Origin of the sequence: Granulicella sp. 5B5, from assembly GCF_014083945.1 — a bacterium.
Taxonomy (GTDB): domain Bacteria; phylum Acidobacteriota; class Terriglobia; order Terriglobales; family Acidobacteriaceae; genus Granulicella.
Map to the genome: position 1 here is coordinate 2,130,840 of NZ_CP046444.1, position 16,002 is coordinate 2,146,841.

At 61.6% G+C, this 16,002-nt stretch carries 14 protein-coding genes; 9 read left to right on the top strand and 5 right to left on the bottom strand.

Going from position 1 to position 16,002, the window contains the following annotated elements:
* Positions 1 to 67: 67 nt before the first annotated feature.
* On the bottom strand, positions 68 to 928 hold the full coding sequence (locus GOB94_RS08920) for a class I SAM-dependent methyltransferase (protein WP_182275606.1): 861 nt from the start codon (positions 926 to 928) through the stop codon (positions 68 to 70).
* A 21-nt stretch (positions 929 to 949) separates the two neighbouring features.
* The gene (accD, locus tag GOB94_RS08925) at positions 950 to 1,807 is read right to left on the bottom strand and encodes an acetyl-CoA carboxylase, carboxyltransferase subunit beta (protein ID WP_182275607.1); all 858 of its coding nucleotides are present in this window, start codon (positions 1,805 to 1,807) and stop codon (positions 950 to 952) included.
* Between the two features lie 496 nt (positions 1,808 to 2,303).
* On the opposite strand from accD, the gene thrS reads away from it, so the two are divergent.
* From thrS to GOB94_RS08940, 3 genes are all read left to right on the top strand, one after another.
* Positions 2,304 to 4,355 carry a threonine--tRNA ligase gene (gene thrS, locus GOB94_RS08930; RefSeq protein WP_182278542.1) on the top strand — a complete coding sequence of 684 codons (2,052 nt, stop codon included), beginning with the start codon at positions 2,304 to 2,306 and terminating at the stop codon, positions 4,353 to 4,355.
* A gap of 388 nt (positions 4,356 to 4,743) precedes the next feature.
* Entirely contained in the window at positions 4,744 to 5,721 is a 978-nt protein-coding gene (locus GOB94_RS08935) for a hypothetical protein (protein WP_182275608.1), read from the top strand.
* A 46-nt stretch (positions 5,722 to 5,767) separates the two neighbouring features.
* Positions 5,768 to 6,076: a hypothetical protein gene (locus GOB94_RS08940; protein WP_182275609.1), complete on the top strand. Its 309-nt coding sequence runs from the start codon at positions 5,768 to 5,770 to the stop codon at positions 6,074 to 6,076.
* A 190-nt stretch (positions 6,077 to 6,266) separates the two neighbouring features.
* Here GOB94_RS08940 and GOB94_RS08945 read toward each other — a convergent pair whose 3' ends face one another.
* A complete protein-coding gene (locus tag GOB94_RS08945; protein ID WP_182275610.1) occupies positions 6,267 to 7,367 on the bottom strand; it encodes a Gfo/Idh/MocA family oxidoreductase in 1,101 nt (366 codons plus the stop codon).
* Between the two features lie 93 nt (positions 7,368 to 7,460).
* Here GOB94_RS08945 and GOB94_RS08950 point away from each other — a divergent pair, with 93 nt between their 5' ends.
* Positions 7,461 to 8,381: an NADP-dependent oxidoreductase gene (locus tag GOB94_RS08950; protein ID WP_182275611.1), complete on the top strand. Its 921-nt coding sequence runs from the start codon at positions 7,461 to 7,463 to the stop codon at positions 8,379 to 8,381.
* Positions 8,382 to 8,476: 95 nt separating this feature from the next.
* Here the strand turns inward: GOB94_RS08950 and dnaA are convergent, their stop codons facing one another.
* On the bottom strand, positions 8,477 to 9,880 hold the full coding sequence (gene dnaA, locus GOB94_RS08955; RefSeq protein ID WP_182275612.1) for a chromosomal replication initiator protein DnaA: 1,404 nt from the start codon (positions 9,878 to 9,880) through the stop codon (positions 8,477 to 8,479).
* 622 nt (positions 9,881 to 10,502) lie between these two features.
* Between dnaA and rpmH the strand changes: the two genes are divergently transcribed.
* The 4 genes from rpmH (at position 10,503) to yidC (ending at position 13,491) form a co-directional block, all read left to right on the top strand.
* Positions 10,503 to 10,658, top strand: coding sequence for a 50S ribosomal protein L34 (rpmH, locus tag GOB94_RS08960; RefSeq protein ID WP_182275613.1), 156 nt, complete (start codon positions 10,503 to 10,505; stop codon positions 10,656 to 10,658).
* 142 nt (positions 10,659 to 10,800) lie between these two features.
* Positions 10,801 to 11,223: a ribonuclease P protein component gene (rnpA, locus tag GOB94_RS08965; RefSeq protein ID WP_182275614.1), complete on the top strand. Its 423-nt coding sequence runs from the start codon at positions 10,801 to 10,803 to the stop codon at positions 11,221 to 11,223.
* Positions 11,220 to 11,474, top strand: coding sequence for a membrane protein insertion efficiency factor YidD (gene yidD, locus GOB94_RS08970; RefSeq protein WP_182275615.1), 255 nt, complete (start codon positions 11,220 to 11,222; stop codon positions 11,472 to 11,474). The genes rnpA and yidD overlap by 4 nt, the downstream gene beginning before the upstream one ends.
* 196 nt (positions 11,475 to 11,670) lie before the next feature.
* Positions 11,671 to 13,491 carry a membrane protein insertase YidC gene (gene yidC, locus GOB94_RS08975; protein ID WP_182275616.1) on the top strand — a complete coding sequence of 607 codons (1,821 nt, stop codon included), beginning with the start codon at positions 11,671 to 11,673 and terminating at the stop codon, positions 13,489 to 13,491.
* An 81-nt stretch (positions 13,492 to 13,572) separates the two neighbouring features.
* Here the strand turns inward: yidC and GOB94_RS08980 are convergent, their stop codons facing one another.
* The gene (locus GOB94_RS08980) at positions 13,573 to 13,893 is read right to left on the bottom strand and encodes a GIY-YIG nuclease family protein (RefSeq protein ID WP_182275617.1); all 321 of its coding nucleotides are present in this window, start codon (positions 13,891 to 13,893) and stop codon (positions 13,573 to 13,575) included.
* Between the two features lie 590 nt (positions 13,894 to 14,483).
* Between GOB94_RS08980 and dnaN the strand changes: the two genes are divergently transcribed.
* A complete protein-coding gene (dnaN, locus tag GOB94_RS08985) occupies positions 14,484 to 15,680 on the top strand; it encodes a DNA polymerase III subunit beta (protein WP_255483771.1) in 1,197 nt (398 codons plus the stop codon).
* Positions 15,681 to 16,002 lie beyond the last annotated feature (322 nt).

Here is a 16,002-nt window from a genome sequence, read left to right on the forward strand (position 1 = left end):
CACGGCTTCAGCCGTGCCATACATTGTCACTCAGAAAACGGGGCTTCAGCCCCTGAGGTTAGCTTGGCTACTCGCGCACCTCAGCCACACAGATATGCGCCGCCTGCCCCCGCAGCCCCAGTCCATCCTGCCGTCCTTTGAAGTACCTCTCGGTCAGCTTCGCGCTATCGAAGTCCTCCACCACCCGCATCGCCAGCCACTCCATCTCTTCAGCCAGTTGCGCCGGCGTAAAGAACAGTTGAAACGGCTCACCCGCCAGCGCCACTCGCGCACCCAGCGAGTCCAGCATCAACTGCTCCACATGCGGCAGCGCCTCCCTCGGCTGCGAGTAGTCGAACACCACCTCGCTCCCCGCCGCGCACCGCGCCAGCACCCGCATCGTCGCATCAAACGCCTCCCGCGTCAGATACGGCACTACGCCCAGCCACGCCGTCACCGTCGGCTCCCCAAACAGAAACCCCGCGCCCTGCAGCTTCGCCCGCAAGCTGTCGACCTCAAAGTTCACCGGCACATGCACCGCCGTCTCCGGCACCGCAATCCCCGCACCCTTCAGCATCTCCAGCTTCCACGCCTGCGTCGCCGGATGGTCCACCTCAAACACCTGTACCCCCGGGTAAGGGTTTCGATACGCAAACGTATCCAGCCCCGCTCCCAGCACAATGTACTGCTTCACCCCACGGTCGCGGACCCCGGCCGCCAGCGTGTCCTCCGCCAGCCGCGCCCGCGCCACCATAAACGACCGCAGCGCCGCCGAGTACGGCCGCTTCTCACTATCCGGGGTCTTATGCACCTCAAGAATGTGCTCATCACCCAGGATCCGCACCGCGAGCGGATCGTCAAACACCCGCGGATGCGCATCATGCACCTGGTGCGCCGCCCTCCGCAGCGCCACCCGCAACGCCGTCCGCGATGGATTCACTTCATGCACGCTGGTCGCCCCCCCACATCTCTAAGATGCCTGGCTGACCTTCCCCGTCATCCAGCGCAGCGTCTCGGCTAAATACGCCTTCATCTCCTTGCGCGGCACCACCGCATCAAGGAACCCATGTTCCAGCAGGAACTCGCTCCGCTGAAAGCCCTCCGGCAGCTTCTGCCGGATCGTCTGCTCGATCACTCTCGGCCCGGCAAACCCAATCAGCGCGCCCGGTTCAGCGATGTTCAGGTCGCCCAGCATCGAAAAGCTCGCCGTCACACCCCCAAACGTCGGGTCGGTCATAATGCTGATGTACGGAATCTTCTCGTCATCCATCCGCGCCAGCCCAGCCGACACCTTTGCCAACTGCATCAGGCTCGCAATCCCCTCCATCATTCGAGCCCCGCCGCTCGCCGAAACGATAATCAGCGGATTACGTGTCGCCAGCGATCGGTCCACGGCCCGGGCAATCGTCTCACCCACCACCGCGCCCATGCTCCCGCCGATAAACCCATACTCCATCACCGACAGCACCACATCCACATCATCAATCCGTCCCACCGCATTGATGATCGCGTCATTCAGCCCGGTCTTCTTCTGCGCCGCCTTTAGTTGCTCTTTGTAGGGCTTCAGGTCACAGAACTCCAGCGGATCGGTCGACACCAGGTCCATATCCACCAGCTCATATCCCGGCTCCAGCAGCAGCTCAACCCGCTGCCGGGCATTGAACTTGAAGTGGTGCCCGCAGTTCGGGCAAACCTGCAGGTTCGCCTCGATATCGGCCTTCCACACCGTCTTCCGGCAGCCCTCACACTTGATCCACAAGCCCTCGGTCCGCACCTCATGGTCGTCTGGAGGAATGATCTCGTTATCGTCGCGTTTGAACCAGGTCATCGGCCGCAAAATCTCCCGCCCCGCGCCGCAACCAGCAGCACAACCAGGGCCTCCGTCATTGTATCGAAGCTAGACACTGCCGTCCCCTCCCCCAACCCCATCATCCATCCGCCACAACTCAGGTACCCCGAGGCTTCAGCCTCGGGTCTCATAGGCCAGAGGAAGAATGGGGCTTCAGCCCCAAAGTTTGCTCTCTTCAACCCACCCACACCTTGTCATCCCGACCGAAGCCAAACAGCTTTACCGTTTGGCGCAGCGGAGAGACCTGCAGTTTGCTCCCGCCGCCACCAGCCACCCGACCCGCCACAACTCAGGTACCCCGACCCTTCAGGGTCGGGTCTCATAGCACCGCTACGAGAATGCGGGCTTCAGCCCCGACGTTTGCTTTCACTTCAACCCACCCAAACACCTGTCATCTCGACCGGAGACCGAAGGCCGCAGCGGAGAGACCCCTGTAATTTTGCTCGCTCAGGCAAACCACCGCGCCTCTCGCCCCATGCTCTATCCTTATAAGGTGAGCAACCAGATCAAAGTCCAACTCCCCGACGGCTCCATCCGAGAAGTCGTCGCCGGCACATCGCCCCTCGACATCGCCAACAGCATCTCCCCGCGCCTGGCGGCGGCAGTCGTCGTCGCGCGCATCGCGCCTCTCACGCCCACCGCCGCCACCGAGAACGAAGCCGCCCTCGAAGCCTCCGAAGAGGCCATGTACTCGGTTGTCACGACGAGCGAACCCCGCATCGTCGACCTCACCACGCCGCTCACCGAAGACGTCACCCTCGAGCTCCTCAAGGAAACCGACCCCGCCGCGCTCAAGGTCGTCCGCCACTCCGCCGCGCACGTCATGGCCACCGCCATCCTCGAGCTCTTCCCCGAAACCAAGCTCGGCCACGGCCCTGCCACCGACAACGGCTTCTTCTACGACGTCTACCGCGAAACCCCCTTCACCGAGTCCGACCTCGCCGCCATCGAAGCCCGCATGGCCGAAGTCGTCGCCCGCGACGAAAAGTTCCAGCGCATCGAAGAACCGCGCGACAGCGCCATCGCCGACTACACCAAAGCCGGCGAGTTCATGAAGCTCCACTTCATCGAGCGCTTCACCAAGCCTGGCGACGAGATCTCGCTCTACAAAAACGGCGCATTCACTGACTTCTGCCGAGGCCCCCACGTCCCCAGCACCGGCCGCGTCAAGGCCTTCAAGGTCATGTCCATCGCCGGCGCCTACTGGTTAGGCGACGAGAAGAACCAGCAGCTCCAGCGCATCTACGGCACCGCCTTCTTCAATGCTAAAGATCTGGAGGCGCACTTCAAGCACCTCGAAGAGATCAAGGCCCGCGACCACCGCGTCCTCGGCAAGCAGCTCGACCTCTTCTCCATCCAGGAGGTCGCAGGCGCGGGCCTCATCTTCTGGCATCCCAAGGGCGGCCTCATCCGCAAGACCATGGAAGACTGGATGCGCGAGGAATGCATCCGCCGCGGCTACAGCATGGTCTTCACGCCACATCTCATGCGCCGCGAGCTCTGGAAGATCAGCGGCCACGAAGAGAACTACGCCGAAAACATGTACCCGCCCATGGAGCTCGACGACGCCGAGTACCGCATCAAGCCCATGAACTGCCCGGGCCACATCCTCATCTACAAAAACTCGCCACGCAGCTACCGCGACCTCCCACAGCGCTATGCCGAGCTTGGTAACGTCTACCGTTACGAGCGCTCCGGCACCATGCACGGCCTCCTGCGCGTGCGCGGCTTCACCCAGGACGACGCCCACATCTTCTGCACCCCCGACCAGATCGAGTCCGAGATCGCCGACTGCATCGACTTCGCAGAGTCCGTCCTCAAGACCTTCGGCTTCTCCGAATTCAAGATCGAGCTCTCCACCTGGGACCCCAAGGACCCCAAGTTCATCGGCGGTGCCGAGCAGTGGGAGCGCGCCGTCGGTTCGCTCACCCGCGTGCTCGACCGCAAAAACATCCCCTACAAAACCATCCCCGGCGAAGCCGCCTTCTACGGCCCCAAGATCGACATCAAACTCGTCGACGTCCTCGGCCGCCTCTGGCAGCTCAGCACCGTGCAGTTCGACTGGAACCTCCCCGAGCGCTTCCAGCTTGAGTACATCGGCGAAGACGGCGCACCGCACCGCCCCATGATGGTGCACCGCGCCCTATTCGGTTCCGTCGAACGCTTCTTCGGCGTCCTCATCGAGCACTACGCCGGAGCCTTCCCCTTCTGGCTCGCCCCCGTGCAGGTAGGCCTCGTCCCCATCAGCGAAAAGCACCACGACTACGCCGAGACAGTAAAGAAGCGCCTAGAAGCGGCAGGCCTCCGCGTAGAACTCGACCTCAGCAACCAGAAGATGAACGCCAAAATCCGCGACTTCGGCCTCCAGAAACTCCCCTTCATCCTCATCATGGGCGACAAGGAAGCCGCCACCGACTCAGTCTCCGTCCGCGTCCGCGCCAAAGGCGACGAAGGCAGCGTAACCCTCACCGACTTCCTAACCCGCGCCCAAAAGTTGGTGCAAGAACACTCGATGGGGCTTGCCTAACCCCGCCAACACTCCTTCTGTTTGTCATTCCCGCAGGGAATCTGCGTTTGCTTTTTGCTCGAACATCCCCATCCGCTCGGATGCCCCACCCATGACAGCTCCACCATCATGGGTGGGATGAACACTCTTAATCAGCAATCCATTGCCGGACTCGCGAGCGGCATCATTGGTCCTGACCAAATTGTCATTTGGAAGGCACGCCATTTCGCGTTCATATTCACACACGAAACGTTAATCTCTCAGTAGGCTCTTCCGCATCACTTTCAGGACATCGTCCTGTACGGGGCAATATCTGAAACTCTTTCTGGTCCGGAGAAACGACCTCATCCATCACGTCGGCGAATCACTCAACGACTGGCAGCAGCACACAAGGCCCACAACAACCTTCATGCAGATTGAATCCGCCAGTCTCAGTTTCAAGAATCCGTCGCATTGGCGACGCACCCGCTGGCTCCTGCTCGTCATTCTCGCCATCCTCCCACGTCTCGCCCACGCGCAAGGCGGCCCGCCCTTCCTCACCGACGACCCCGAAACCCCCGGCAACCAGCACTGGGAGATCAACTACGGCTTCATCGGCGACCGCAACCCCGGCCAGGGCGCCTACCAGGTCCCCGACTTCGACCTCAACTACGGCCTCGGCGACCGCATCCAGCTCAAGTACGAGCTCCCCATCGCCATCGCCGAAACCCGCACCTCCACGCCCACCCCCGCCACCATCGCACCGCCCAACTCCATCGCCACCGGCCTCGGCGAAAGCCTCCTCGGCGTCAAATGGCGCTTCTACGAGCACCATCCCCACGACCCCTATCTCCATAACCGCTTCGGAACCGGCTTGAGCAAAGTCTTCGGTCATCCCTCGGAAGAACGAGCCCCCGCAGGCGGAGAAGAACCTCGCGTCGACTTCAGCCTCGGCACCTACCCGCAACTCTCTCTCAATAATCCCACCCACAGCGTCGCACGCGGAGTCGTCGATCCCGGCCCAAACTTCTTCCTGCCCATTGAAGTCAACAGCCGCCTCGGCCCGTTGCGCATGGACGCCGAAGTCGGCTACAACTTCGGCAACCGCAACCTGCAGCAGGGCTGGAGTCGCGGCCTCCTCGTCGGCCATGAGTTCAGCGACTCCACCGAGGCCTACCTCGAGCTACACGACGATCAGGATGCCACGCGCCTCGATGGCCAGCCCAAGCAACGCGAAACCACGCTCGGTCTGGGCGGCCGACAGACCCTCAACCGCCGCAAGACACTTGTGCTGCTCCTCATGGGCGGGCGCAGTTTCCAGACCATCACTACACAGAACTCTCAACCGAGCTGGGTCGCCTACGTCGGCCTCCAGATGCTACTCGGCCCGCACGATCACCAACCATAAAGACCATCACATCGCCTCTTCATGACCATGGTCATAGAATATGGTCATGAAGCCGATCGCTCAGCCTGGACGTGAGTTCCGCATCGTCGCCGCAGGCCTATTCAAAGCCACCTGTCTTCAGCTCATGGACGAGGTGTACGCGAACAGAAACCTTACCATCATCGTCACCAAACGCGGTAAGCCCGTCATGCAGATGAGCGCGCCTCCGGAAGGCCTCACGCTTTCAGGTCCAACCGTCGAATTGGAGCCTGATACCTACGTGGCCGCGCAAGTCACTGCGCTTCAAGCAGAAGCTACAGCAACCTTCGAACAAGGCCGCAAGAAAAAGAAGGACAAAAAGAAGAAGCACAAGTAGCAAACAGCGACCGCCTCTTGACACACCACGTACAATAGAAGAGTAGGAACAACCCGGCCCAGGCCGGGTTTTGTCGTCTCAGCGCTCTTTCAAAACTCACGCGTACCGAACCAGGTAACCAGCAACATGGTTACGAGCCTAACCCTTTATTCATGCGGATCATAGCTCCCAAAAGGGGGGAGGGGCCCCGCTACTTCGGCACCGGCGTAATCATTACCGTCCGCTTCTCCTCCACGCTCCGCTTGGCCGCATCCAGAATCTGCATCGCGACGATGTTCGTGTCCGTCGCCGTCAGGTCATGATCGCCCTTGATCTCGCCCCGCTCCAGCGCCGCCAGGTACTCCAGCGAGTCCGTATACGCCAGCGGCAGCTTCGGCTCCTCCACCGTCTCAGGCTTCTCGCGTGCCGAAAACCGCGAGGTCACCGTCGTCGGATCGACAGCGATCTCTAAGCCCTTCGAGCCATAGGCCTCCATGTCCTTCCGTGCAAACGGCCAGTCCCAGCTCGGCATCAGCACCGCCTGCGTATGCGGATAGCGCACGATGATCGTGGCATCGTCATCCACCTTCGGGTACTCACCCGGCTTGTTGGTCTGCGCCACGGCGGTCACGCTGATCGGAGCCTCGCCATGCATCATCACGGTCATCAGGTCGGCGCCATAGCAGCCAAAGTCGAACATCGCGCCCGCACCGTTCTTCGCCGGGTCGGTCAGCCATTTCAGAAACTCCGGCTGCACGTGGATCTCCGCCGGCCCGTTGTGCCCATCGTGAACGACGACCTTGTACACGTCGCCCAGCTTGCCGTCCGCGACATCCTTCAGCACCTTGGCGTTGCTTGAGTACCAGCTCGTCTCATAGTTCACCAGCACCTTGGTGCCATACCTGCGGCCCGCATCGCGCATCGCAATCGCATCCGCCAGCGTCGTCGCAAACGGCTTCTCCATCATCGCGTCGATGCCATGCTTCGCCGCCCACAGCGTCACCTCACGGTGCCGCACCGGCGACGTGTAAATCAGCACCGCCTGCGGTTTGCCCTTGCTCGCCAGCATCGCATCCAGCGAGTCCACATACAGCGATGGTTCCACGTGGAACTTCGCCGTGTACTCCTGCTGCAGCGTCTTGTCCGGCTCAACCACAGCGATCAGCTTCACGTTGTGTGTCATCGCCAGCCGTTGAAACAACCCTGCAGCGTGCCCGTGTTCCAGCCCAACAACCGCCACCGTCACCGGCTGCTGTGCAACAGCCGTCATCACCGTTGCGAGCACCATCGTCGCAAACCACTTCGCTATCATCGCGCCTCCCAGGCCACATGTGCGGCACGGTAAGCATACCTCGCAACGGTCAACAGCCGCGGCGCATCTCATGCGTCAGAGGTGCCTCCCACCATGAAAGCCATCGTCCTCCACGACTACGGTCCACCCTCCGCCCTCAAGTACGAGGACTTCCCCGACCCCAAACCCGCCTCCGGCGAGATCCTCATCGAGGTCTACGCCATCGGCGTCAACCCCATCGACTGGAAGATCCGCTCCGGCGCCATGAAGCAGGCCTTCCCCACTCCGTTTCCCGCCATCCTCGGCTACGACGTCGCCGGCATCGTCAAGCAATGCGGTGACGGTGTCGAAGGCTTCGCCCCCGGCGACCACGTCTTCGGCCGCCTCTCCGGCGCCTACGCGCAACTAGCCGTCGGCAAAGCCGCCGAGATGGCGAAGGTGCCCGAAGGTGTCGACCTCACCACCGCTGCAGCCATCCCGGTCGTAGCCACCACCGCCGATCAGCTTATCCGCGAGGCGGCAGGCACGCAGTCCGGGCAGACGATTCTGCTCACCGGCGCACTTGGCAGCGTCGGCCGGCTTGCCCTCTTCTGCGCACTGGAACTCGGCGCGAACGTCATCGCCGGCGTCCGCAAGAAGCAGATCGACGAAGCCCTGGCTCTCGGCGCAACCGCCGCCATCGACATCTCCGACGACGACGCTCTGGCCCGCCTCGGCACCATCGACGCCGTCGCCGACACCATTGGTGGCGACCTCGCGCCCAAGCTCCTCGCGCACGTCAAAACCGGCGGCAACTACGGCAGCATCGTCGGCCCGCCCAAAGACGCCGCGCTGCACCCCACCGTCCACGTCAACGCCATGGGCTCCCACGCCGATGCCAACGCTATCGTCCACTACGCCGAAGCCATCCGCGACGGCAAGGTCAAGCTCCCCATCGACCTCATCCTCCCACTCGAAAAAGCATCCGAGGCCCACACCAAGGGCGAAAAAGGCGGCATCGGCAAAATCGTTCTCACCACACAAGCCGACTCATAACCCTCTGCAGACTCATCGCGAAACAGCAAAGGCCACCATCTCTGGCGGCCTTTGCTTTCTCTACACTCTACTGTCTACCCTCTACACACACTGCCTTATCCAAGCGTCTCCATCAGCTTGTTCACCGTGCGGTTCAGGTCCTTGTCATTGCGGCGCTGCTCGTCGATCTTCGCAATCGAGTGCATCACCGTCGTATGGTGCTTGCCGCCGAACTGCCGCCCAATTTCAGGTAGCGACGCCTCGGTCAGCTGCTTTGCCAGGTACATCGCAATCTGCCGCGGCACCACAATCTGGCGTGAGTTGTTCTTCTGCTTCAACTCCGCCACGCGCATGCCAAAGTGTTCGGCCACAGCGCGCTGGATCGCCTCGATTGTGATCTTCCGCACCTGCGTATCGATGAACTGCTTCAGGCACTGCTGCGCGGTCGGCAGCGTGATCTCCACGCCATGCAGGCTGCACCACGCGATCAGCCGCACCAGCGCGCCCTCCAGCTCACGCACATTCGTCCGCACGTTGCCCGCGATGAATAGTGCCACCTCGGTCGGCAGCACCGTCTGTTCCATCTCTGCCTTCTTCTGCAGGATAGCGACCTTCGTTTCGAGGTCCGGTGGCTGAATGTCGACAACTAGTCCCCACTCAAACCGCGAGCGCAGCCGGTCTTCAAAGTCCGCCAGCTCCTTCGGGGGACGATCGCTCGCCACCACAATCTGCTTGTTCGTCTCGTGCAAAGCGTTGAACGTATGGAAGAACTCCTCCTGCGTACGCTCCTTGCCTGCCAGGAACTGGATATCGTCAATCAGCAGCACATCCACCGAGCGATAGCGATCGCGGAACCCGGTCATCTTGTCGTAGCGCACCGAGTTGATCATCTCGTTCGTGAACTTCTCGCCCGACACATAGCTCACAGCGGCGAGCGGGTTGCGCGCCTTCACCATGTGCCCAATCGCCTGCATCAGGTGCGTCTTGCCCAGCCCCACGCCGCCATACAGAAACAGCGGGTTGTAGGCCTTGGACGGCCGCTCAGCAACAGCCTGCGCTGCGGCGGAGGCAAACTGGTTGCCGCTGCCCACCACAAAGCTGTCGAACTGGTACCGCGGGTTCAGCTGCGCGGCGGAGTTCCAGTCGAACCGCGCCTGTTCCGGCCCTGCTTGCTGATAGTTCCGGCGCGGCGCGTTCTGGCTGTGGCTCGGCTGCGGTGCAAAGCCGCCGTCCTCGCGCAGCCGGGGCATCGCCTCGGGCGGGGGCACGTCGAACACCACCTGATCAAGCTCCAGGCCAAGGTTGTCCATTGCTTCGGCTATGTGGTCGCCATACATCTCGCCCACGTGCGAAAACTCCTCGGTAGGAATTCGCACGTGCAGCACGCGGCCATCCACATGGCTGAATCGCGTCGGCTTCAGCCATGTCTCATAGCTTTGCCGGTTGATTTTTTTCTCGAGAGCACCAAGGATCCTGACCCACGGATTCAGGACGGTTGCTGGCACAGGGACAAATGACATTGCTTAGGTCTTCCTTAGGTCTTGTTTTGGGCACAACTGGGTCGGGCTAACTTGCAGTACCAAACCGCGTGGCAGGGAAAAGGCGCACAATGCCCTGTTCTTCGCAGCCAGGCTGCGAAGCCAGTCATTCAATGATTGCTCTTGAAGTCCCTCTCTGCATCTCTCAGGTGCTTCGATGCCAGAAGGGGAGAATAAAACAGAATTCTTACTAACTCTGACGCAGAAAATCGGAACCTGCTTTACCGAATCTTTTGGCCGTGATGATGACCACCATCACCACGGGAACGGAGTCGATACTAACACCCTGCGCCCCACTCTTCGCTATACCAATTTGCATTAATGCTAAAAGAATTTCCCGGTTGCACCAAACTTTGTGAAGAATCTGCGCTGTCCCCTTTTGGGTACTCCCGCGAAACTGGTTCGGCAGCCCCCGCCACGATATTCGTTGCCGGTTTTCCTCAGCGCTGGTATACTCAAATCTTGCTGCCGTACAGGTGTTCTGTGCCCCTGTACTGGAGTCTGCTGATCCGGCCTTCGCGCCCTCAGCTCACATTGCACCAGCGTTCAAACAGCTCTGGCGCACCTCCTCCAAGCAGACACTTTTTCGGACAGGACTACACCCATGCCCAAGCGCACCTTCCAGCCCAATCGCCGTCGTCGCAGCAAAGTTCACGGCTTCCTCGTTCGCATGGCCACCAAGGCCGGCGCCGCTGTTCTCAGCCGCCGCCGCGCCAAGGGCCGCCACAAGATCGCCGTCTCTGCCGGCTTCCGCGACTAGTCTCTCCTCGTTTTGAAGGGGACGGGCTTCGGCCCGTCCGTCACAAACCTTCCGAGCATTTGGGGCTTCAGCCCCGGAGACTCTTCCAGCCCCAGCATCACGCGCGCTCAGTCTCTGAGCGCGTTTCCGCGTCTACACACCTATGAACCCGGCCACCCAGCACCGTCTGCGCAAACACGCTGACTACCAGCTCGTCTACAAGGCCGGGCGCAAGCAGTTTGCCAAACAGATCGCCTACTTCTACGCACTGCGGCCGGAGCCTTCAGCGACGGTGAACGCGCGTAGAAGCGACACCCCCGGCCCGCGGATCGGCCTCACTGTCCCCAAGGCGCTCGGCAAGGCCGTCGACCGCAACCGCATCAAGCGCCGCATGCGCGAAGCTGTCCGCGCTAATCTCGCGCTCATCACCTCCCCCGTCGACGTCATCCTGCATCCGCGCCGCTCCGTCATCGACCTCGATTTCCTCCAGCTCAAGCGCGAGGTCGCGCAGATTCTGCGCTCCGTCCAGGCTGCCTGCGACCGCGCTACGACAGCGGGCCAATCCACAGGCCGCACCAGGCCATGAGCACCCCCTCCGGCGCCGCTCTCCAGCGCCGCGAGCGCCTCGCCTCGGCGCTGCTTACTACCTGGAAACGCGGCTTCTCACCGTTCTTTCACGTCTTCGTAACCTCGCAGTGCAAGTACCTTCCCACCTGCAGCGAGTACGCCTATGTGGCCATCGTCCGCCACGGTTGGCTGCGAGGCTCATGGCTCGGCCTGCGCCGCATCGCCCGCTGCCACCCCTGGGCCCACGGCGGCCACGACCCTGTCCCATGACTCTCTCTCTTCGAAACACAATATCTGACCCCTCGCATCCGTCATTCTTCTGTGAATTATCGCGCGCAGCGCCATCCAGCGCCCGCGCACCTGCTGCGAAGCCTCCGAAACCGCCATCTCTTCCCCGCCTCAGCATTTATCATGAAATCTGCGCAGGCTGCGCTCGTACGCGGCCTCTGAAAGAGTAGGAAACCCGTTGCCAGAGATTCGCAATCCCAATCAGGCCGGCGGCCAGGACAGCCGTTCGCTCCTCGTCATGATGATCGTCATTCTCGGCGTCCTCTTCGGCGTCCAGTACTGGCGCGGCCAGCACACACCTGAGCCGCCCGCCGCCCCAGCCGCACACTCCACCCAGGCAAGCCCCACGGCCACCCCGGCAGCTCCCACCGCCCCAGCCGCAGCCACAACAGCGGCATCCCAGGCCACCCCGGCCATCGCGGCCGCCTCTGAGTCCACCACCACCGTCGAGAACGAGCTCTACAAGATCACCTTCTCCAACCGTGGCGGCCAGGTCACCTCCTGGCTTCTCAAGCGCTACACCGGCATCGACGGCCATCCCCTTGACCTCGTCCAGGACACCGCCTCCAAGCTCTACGGCTACCCGCTCTCGCTCTACACCTACGAGCCCGCGCTGAACCAACAGCTCGCCACGGCACTCTACGTTCCCTCAGCCACAGGAACCCTGCAGTCACCCGCCTCGCTCACCTTCAAGTACGCCGCCGGCGACATCGCCGTCACCAAGACCTTCACCTTCGGCGCCGACTACGTCATCTCCGCCGACACCCAAGTCCTCCGCAACGGCCAGCCCATCCGCGCGCTCCTCAGCTGGCCCGCCGCCTTCGGCGACATGGACAACATCACCGCCTACGCCGCCGCCGACATCGACACCAGCGCTAACGGCCACGACGACCACACCGCCTTCAAGAAGGTCTCCGGCGGCGCCACCCTCAACGGCCCTTTTGACTTCGCCGGCACCAGCGACCAGTACTTCGCGGCCGCCTTCCTGCCCATGCACCCGCAGGACGCCACCCTCGTCACGCTGCACCACGAGATCCCCGCCAACGCCGTCCCCGCGGGCCCCGGCCGCCCCAGCCTCTTCGGCAGCTCCAACAAGGCGCAGCTGCCGCTCATCGGCGCAGCCGTTGGCGACCTCTCCGGCCACAACCAGCTGCGCCTCTACGTCGGCCCCAAGGCCATCGACGTCCTCAAGTCCGTCCACACAGCCGACGGTCACGACCTCCAGTCGCTGCTCGACTTCGGCTTCTTCGGCCCCATCGGCAAGTACCTCTTCCTCGGCCTGCACTGGGTCCACTCGCTCTTGCCGCACGATGCCAACAACCTCACAAACTTCAGTTGGGGATGGGCCATCGTCATCTTCACCGTGCTCATCAATGTGGTCCTGCTGCCGCTGCGCATCAAGGGCATGAAGTCCATGCTCGCCATGCAGCGCATCCAGCCCGGCATCGACGCCATCAAGGCCAAGTACAAGAATCCCAAGGCCACCGACCCCAAGGCCGCCGAGATGAACGCCGAGGTCATGGCCTACCAGAAGCAGCAGGGCGTCAGCATGTTCGGCGGCTGTGTCCCCTCGCTCATCCAGCTGCCGCTGCTCTTCGCCTTCTTCACCATGATGACCAAGGTCGTCGAGCTCCGCCACGCGCACTTCTTCTGGCTGCACGACCTCTCCGCTGCGGACCAGTACCACATCCTGCCCATCCTCATGGTCATCACCTCGTTCCTGGTGCAGTTCTACACGCCATCCCCTGGCGTCGACCCCCAGCAGCAGAAGATGATGGCCTTCATGATGCCCGCCTTCTCTGGCTGGATGACCTGGAACTACGCCTCAGGCCTGGCCCTCTACTGGAACGTCGGCAACATCATCATGATCATCCAGCAGGCCGTCATGAACAATACGCAGCTCGGCAAGGAGATGAAGGTCATCGCCGCCAACCGCGCCAAAGCCAAGGCAGCAGCAGCCTCCCGCCCCAACCCCAAGATCATCCAGGGCCGCCGCTAGGCGGCCCTTTTCACACCCCTCCCATAAAGCTTGTCATTTCGACCGGAGCGGAGAAACCCCCGTATTTCGCAGCCGCCTATCTCACCCATGCGGCTCTTTGTAAACCACAGGCTTCCCCCAGTCCTCGCTCAAATCCCTCCAGTCGGGATTCAAAGACACGATCAGCCGAATTTTCTTGATCCGCGACCACCGCTTCAACTGCTTCTCGCGCGCAATCGCGAGCCGGATATCACCATATCGTTCGAAGTACACCAGCTGGTCGATCCGATATCTGTCGGTGAAGCTGCCTGGGTAGCGGCCGCTCTTGTGGCCCTTCACGCGTATCTCCAACTCTGATGTGACTCCGATGTACAGGTGCTTGAAGCTGCTGGAGAGGATGTAAACGAACGCAACGTCATCCATAAAGGAAAGTATCCTTTCTTTTTCGCACAGCGCCATTCATAAAAAATGTCATTTCGACCGGAGCGCAGCGGAGTGGAGAAAAAAACATTTTGCCCCGTCACGGCTTTCACCCCGCCTTTTCCTCCCCGCTCCACACCCTCTGTAGAAAACCCCACCAGTATCTCCCCCAGCAAATCCGCGGTTTTGCCGCAACTCCGCACACACGCTGCCTATTCTCCTTGCAGGCAGCAGCACCCCGCTGTGCGCCGTTAGGAAAACCCCACCCGAAATTCATCATCCTGTCCCACTCTTCCCTCTTCCTCAAAATCTCACACCGGCTTTTGGAAACCGTGTACCACCCTCAGCCCCGGTATCCATGCGGTTTTGCCACGCATATCCACTCTTCCACCCACAACGACTATTACGACTAGCTATATATCTCCTTTCAGGGTGTTTCTTTAGAAGCATTCTCGCCCCCGGCAGCACACGCAAATCCAGCATTCTCCTCTGTCCACGCATCACACAAGCGTCCCCCGATATTCACAACCCCCTACCCCTCGCGCAAAACCCCGCTACGCCCTAGAATCAACTCAATCAGGGAGAACACAACCGTGTCCACCACCGCCATGACTCCAGAAGCCACCTCCGCCGCACCCACCGGCAACCTCGAGATCACCGTCTCTCGCGCCGAGCTCCTCCGCGAGCTCACCGCCGCCCAGTCCGTCGTCGAGCGCAAGACCACCATCCCCATCCTCTCGAACTTCCTCTTCGAGGCCAGCGTCGCGGACGATGGCTCGGCGGATGGCAGGCTCACCATCACCGCCACCGACCTTGACCTCTCGCTGCGCACCTCCTGCGCTGCCAAGGTCAAAAAGGCCGGCGCCTGCACCATCCCTGCGCGCAAGCTCTACGACTACATCAAGCTCCTCCCCGAAGGCGACATCTCGATCAAGCTTCAGGACAACCATTGGGTGCAGATCCGCGCCGGTCGCTCCAACACCAAGATGGTCGGCATGGCCCGCGCCAACTTCCCCCAGGTGCCGGAGTTCCCCACCGTCGGCAGCTTCAAGATCGCCGCGCCCGCCCTGCGTAACATGATCTCCAAGACCATCTTCGCCATCTCCAATGAGGAGTCCCGCTACACCCTCAACGGTGCCCTGCTGGTCCTCAAGGCGGAGTCCATGGCCATGGTTGCCACCGACGGTCACCGCCTCGCCCACATCGAAAAGCTCGGCGAAAACCTCTCCGGCATCTCTGGCGAAAAGAAGACCCTCATCCCGCGCAAGGCGCTGGCAGAAATCTCCACGCTACTCAGCGGCTCCGACGCCGAGACCATCGAATTCGCCGACGACGATCAGACCCTCTACTTCAAGATCGGTGGCCGCGTCCTGACGAGCCGCAAGCTCACCGGCCAGTTCCCCAACTACGAAGCTGTCCTCCCGCGCGACAACACCAAGTTCGTCATCGTCCGTTCGGAAGATCTAATGCACTCCATCCAGCGCGTCGCGCAGTTTGCAGACGAGCGCTCCGGAGCCATCAAGCTCCGCCTCGAGCAGAACGAGCTGAAGATCTCCGCGCAGTCCACCGATGCCGGCGAGTCCGAAGACATCATCGAAACCCCCTACAGCTACGACGCTATCGTCGTCGGCTTCAACAGCTCCTACCTCATCGACTACCTGCGCGCCACTGGAGAAACCGGCGAGGTCCGCTTGGAGTTCAAGGACGCTCAATCCGCCGGCCAGATGCGCCCAGAGGACGGCGCCGACGACGTAAAGTACCGCTACATCCTCATGCCCATGCGCATCTGAGTAGCCTGGGAGGGAGCAGGGGCCTTCAGGGCCCTGAAACCGACCCCAGGCCTCTCCAACCACAGATGTGTCATTTCGACCGGAGCATGACAGTTTCACCGTCATGCGTAGCTGAGAAACCTGCAGTCGGAACTACCGCAAATATCCACACCATCCACAATCAGAAAATTTTTCGCAGGGGCCGCTCATAGAGCGGCCCTTCTCTATCCGCAGCATACATATCTAAAACAAGAGATCAATTCCCACCCAGCTTCGCCAGCACATCCTCCGCTGTCGTCCGATCTCCATGGCTATGACTGATCGCCTCAAACAATATCTTGCC

What these genes read in the sequence shown, in the direction of transcription:
- dnaA (WP_182275612.1), bottom strand. Translation starts at nt 9,880, where the DNA reads ATGTCATTTGTCCCTGTGCCAGCAACCGTCCTGAATCCGTGGGTCAGG.
- thrS (WP_182278542.1), top strand. Translation starts at nt 2,304, where the DNA reads ATGCTCTATCCTTATAAGGTGAGCAACCAGATCAAAGTCCAACTCCCC.
- GOB94_RS08945 (WP_182275610.1), bottom strand. Translation starts at nt 7,367, where the DNA reads ATGATAGCGAAGTGGTTTGCGACGATGGTGCTCGCAACGGTGATGACG.
- GOB94_RS08950 (WP_182275611.1), top strand. Translation starts at nt 7,461, where the DNA reads ATGAAAGCCATCGTCCTCCACGACTACGGTCCACCCTCCGCCCTCAAG.
- GOB94_RS08935 (WP_182275608.1), top strand. Translation starts at nt 4,744, where the DNA reads ATGCAGATTGAATCCGCCAGTCTCAGTTTCAAGAATCCGTCGCATTGG.
- rnpA (WP_182275614.1), top strand. Translation starts at nt 10,801, where the DNA reads ATGAACCCGGCCACCCAGCACCGTCTGCGCAAACACGCTGACTACCAG.
- GOB94_RS08980 (WP_182275617.1), bottom strand. Translation starts at nt 13,893, where the DNA reads ATGGATGACGTTGCGTTCGTTTACATCCTCTCCAGCAGCTTCAAGCAC.
- yidD (WP_182275615.1), top strand. Translation starts at nt 11,220, where the DNA reads ATGAGCACCCCCTCCGGCGCCGCTCTCCAGCGCCGCGAGCGCCTCGCC.
- GOB94_RS08940 (WP_182275609.1), top strand. Translation starts at nt 5,768, where the DNA reads ATGAAGCCGATCGCTCAGCCTGGACGTGAGTTCCGCATCGTCGCCGCA.
- accD (WP_182275607.1), bottom strand. Translation starts at nt 1,807, where the DNA reads ATGACCTGGTTCAAACGCGACGATAACGAGATCATTCCTCCAGACGAC.
- rpmH (WP_182275613.1), top strand. Translation starts at nt 10,503, where the DNA reads ATGCCCAAGCGCACCTTCCAGCCCAATCGCCGTCGTCGCAGCAAAGTT.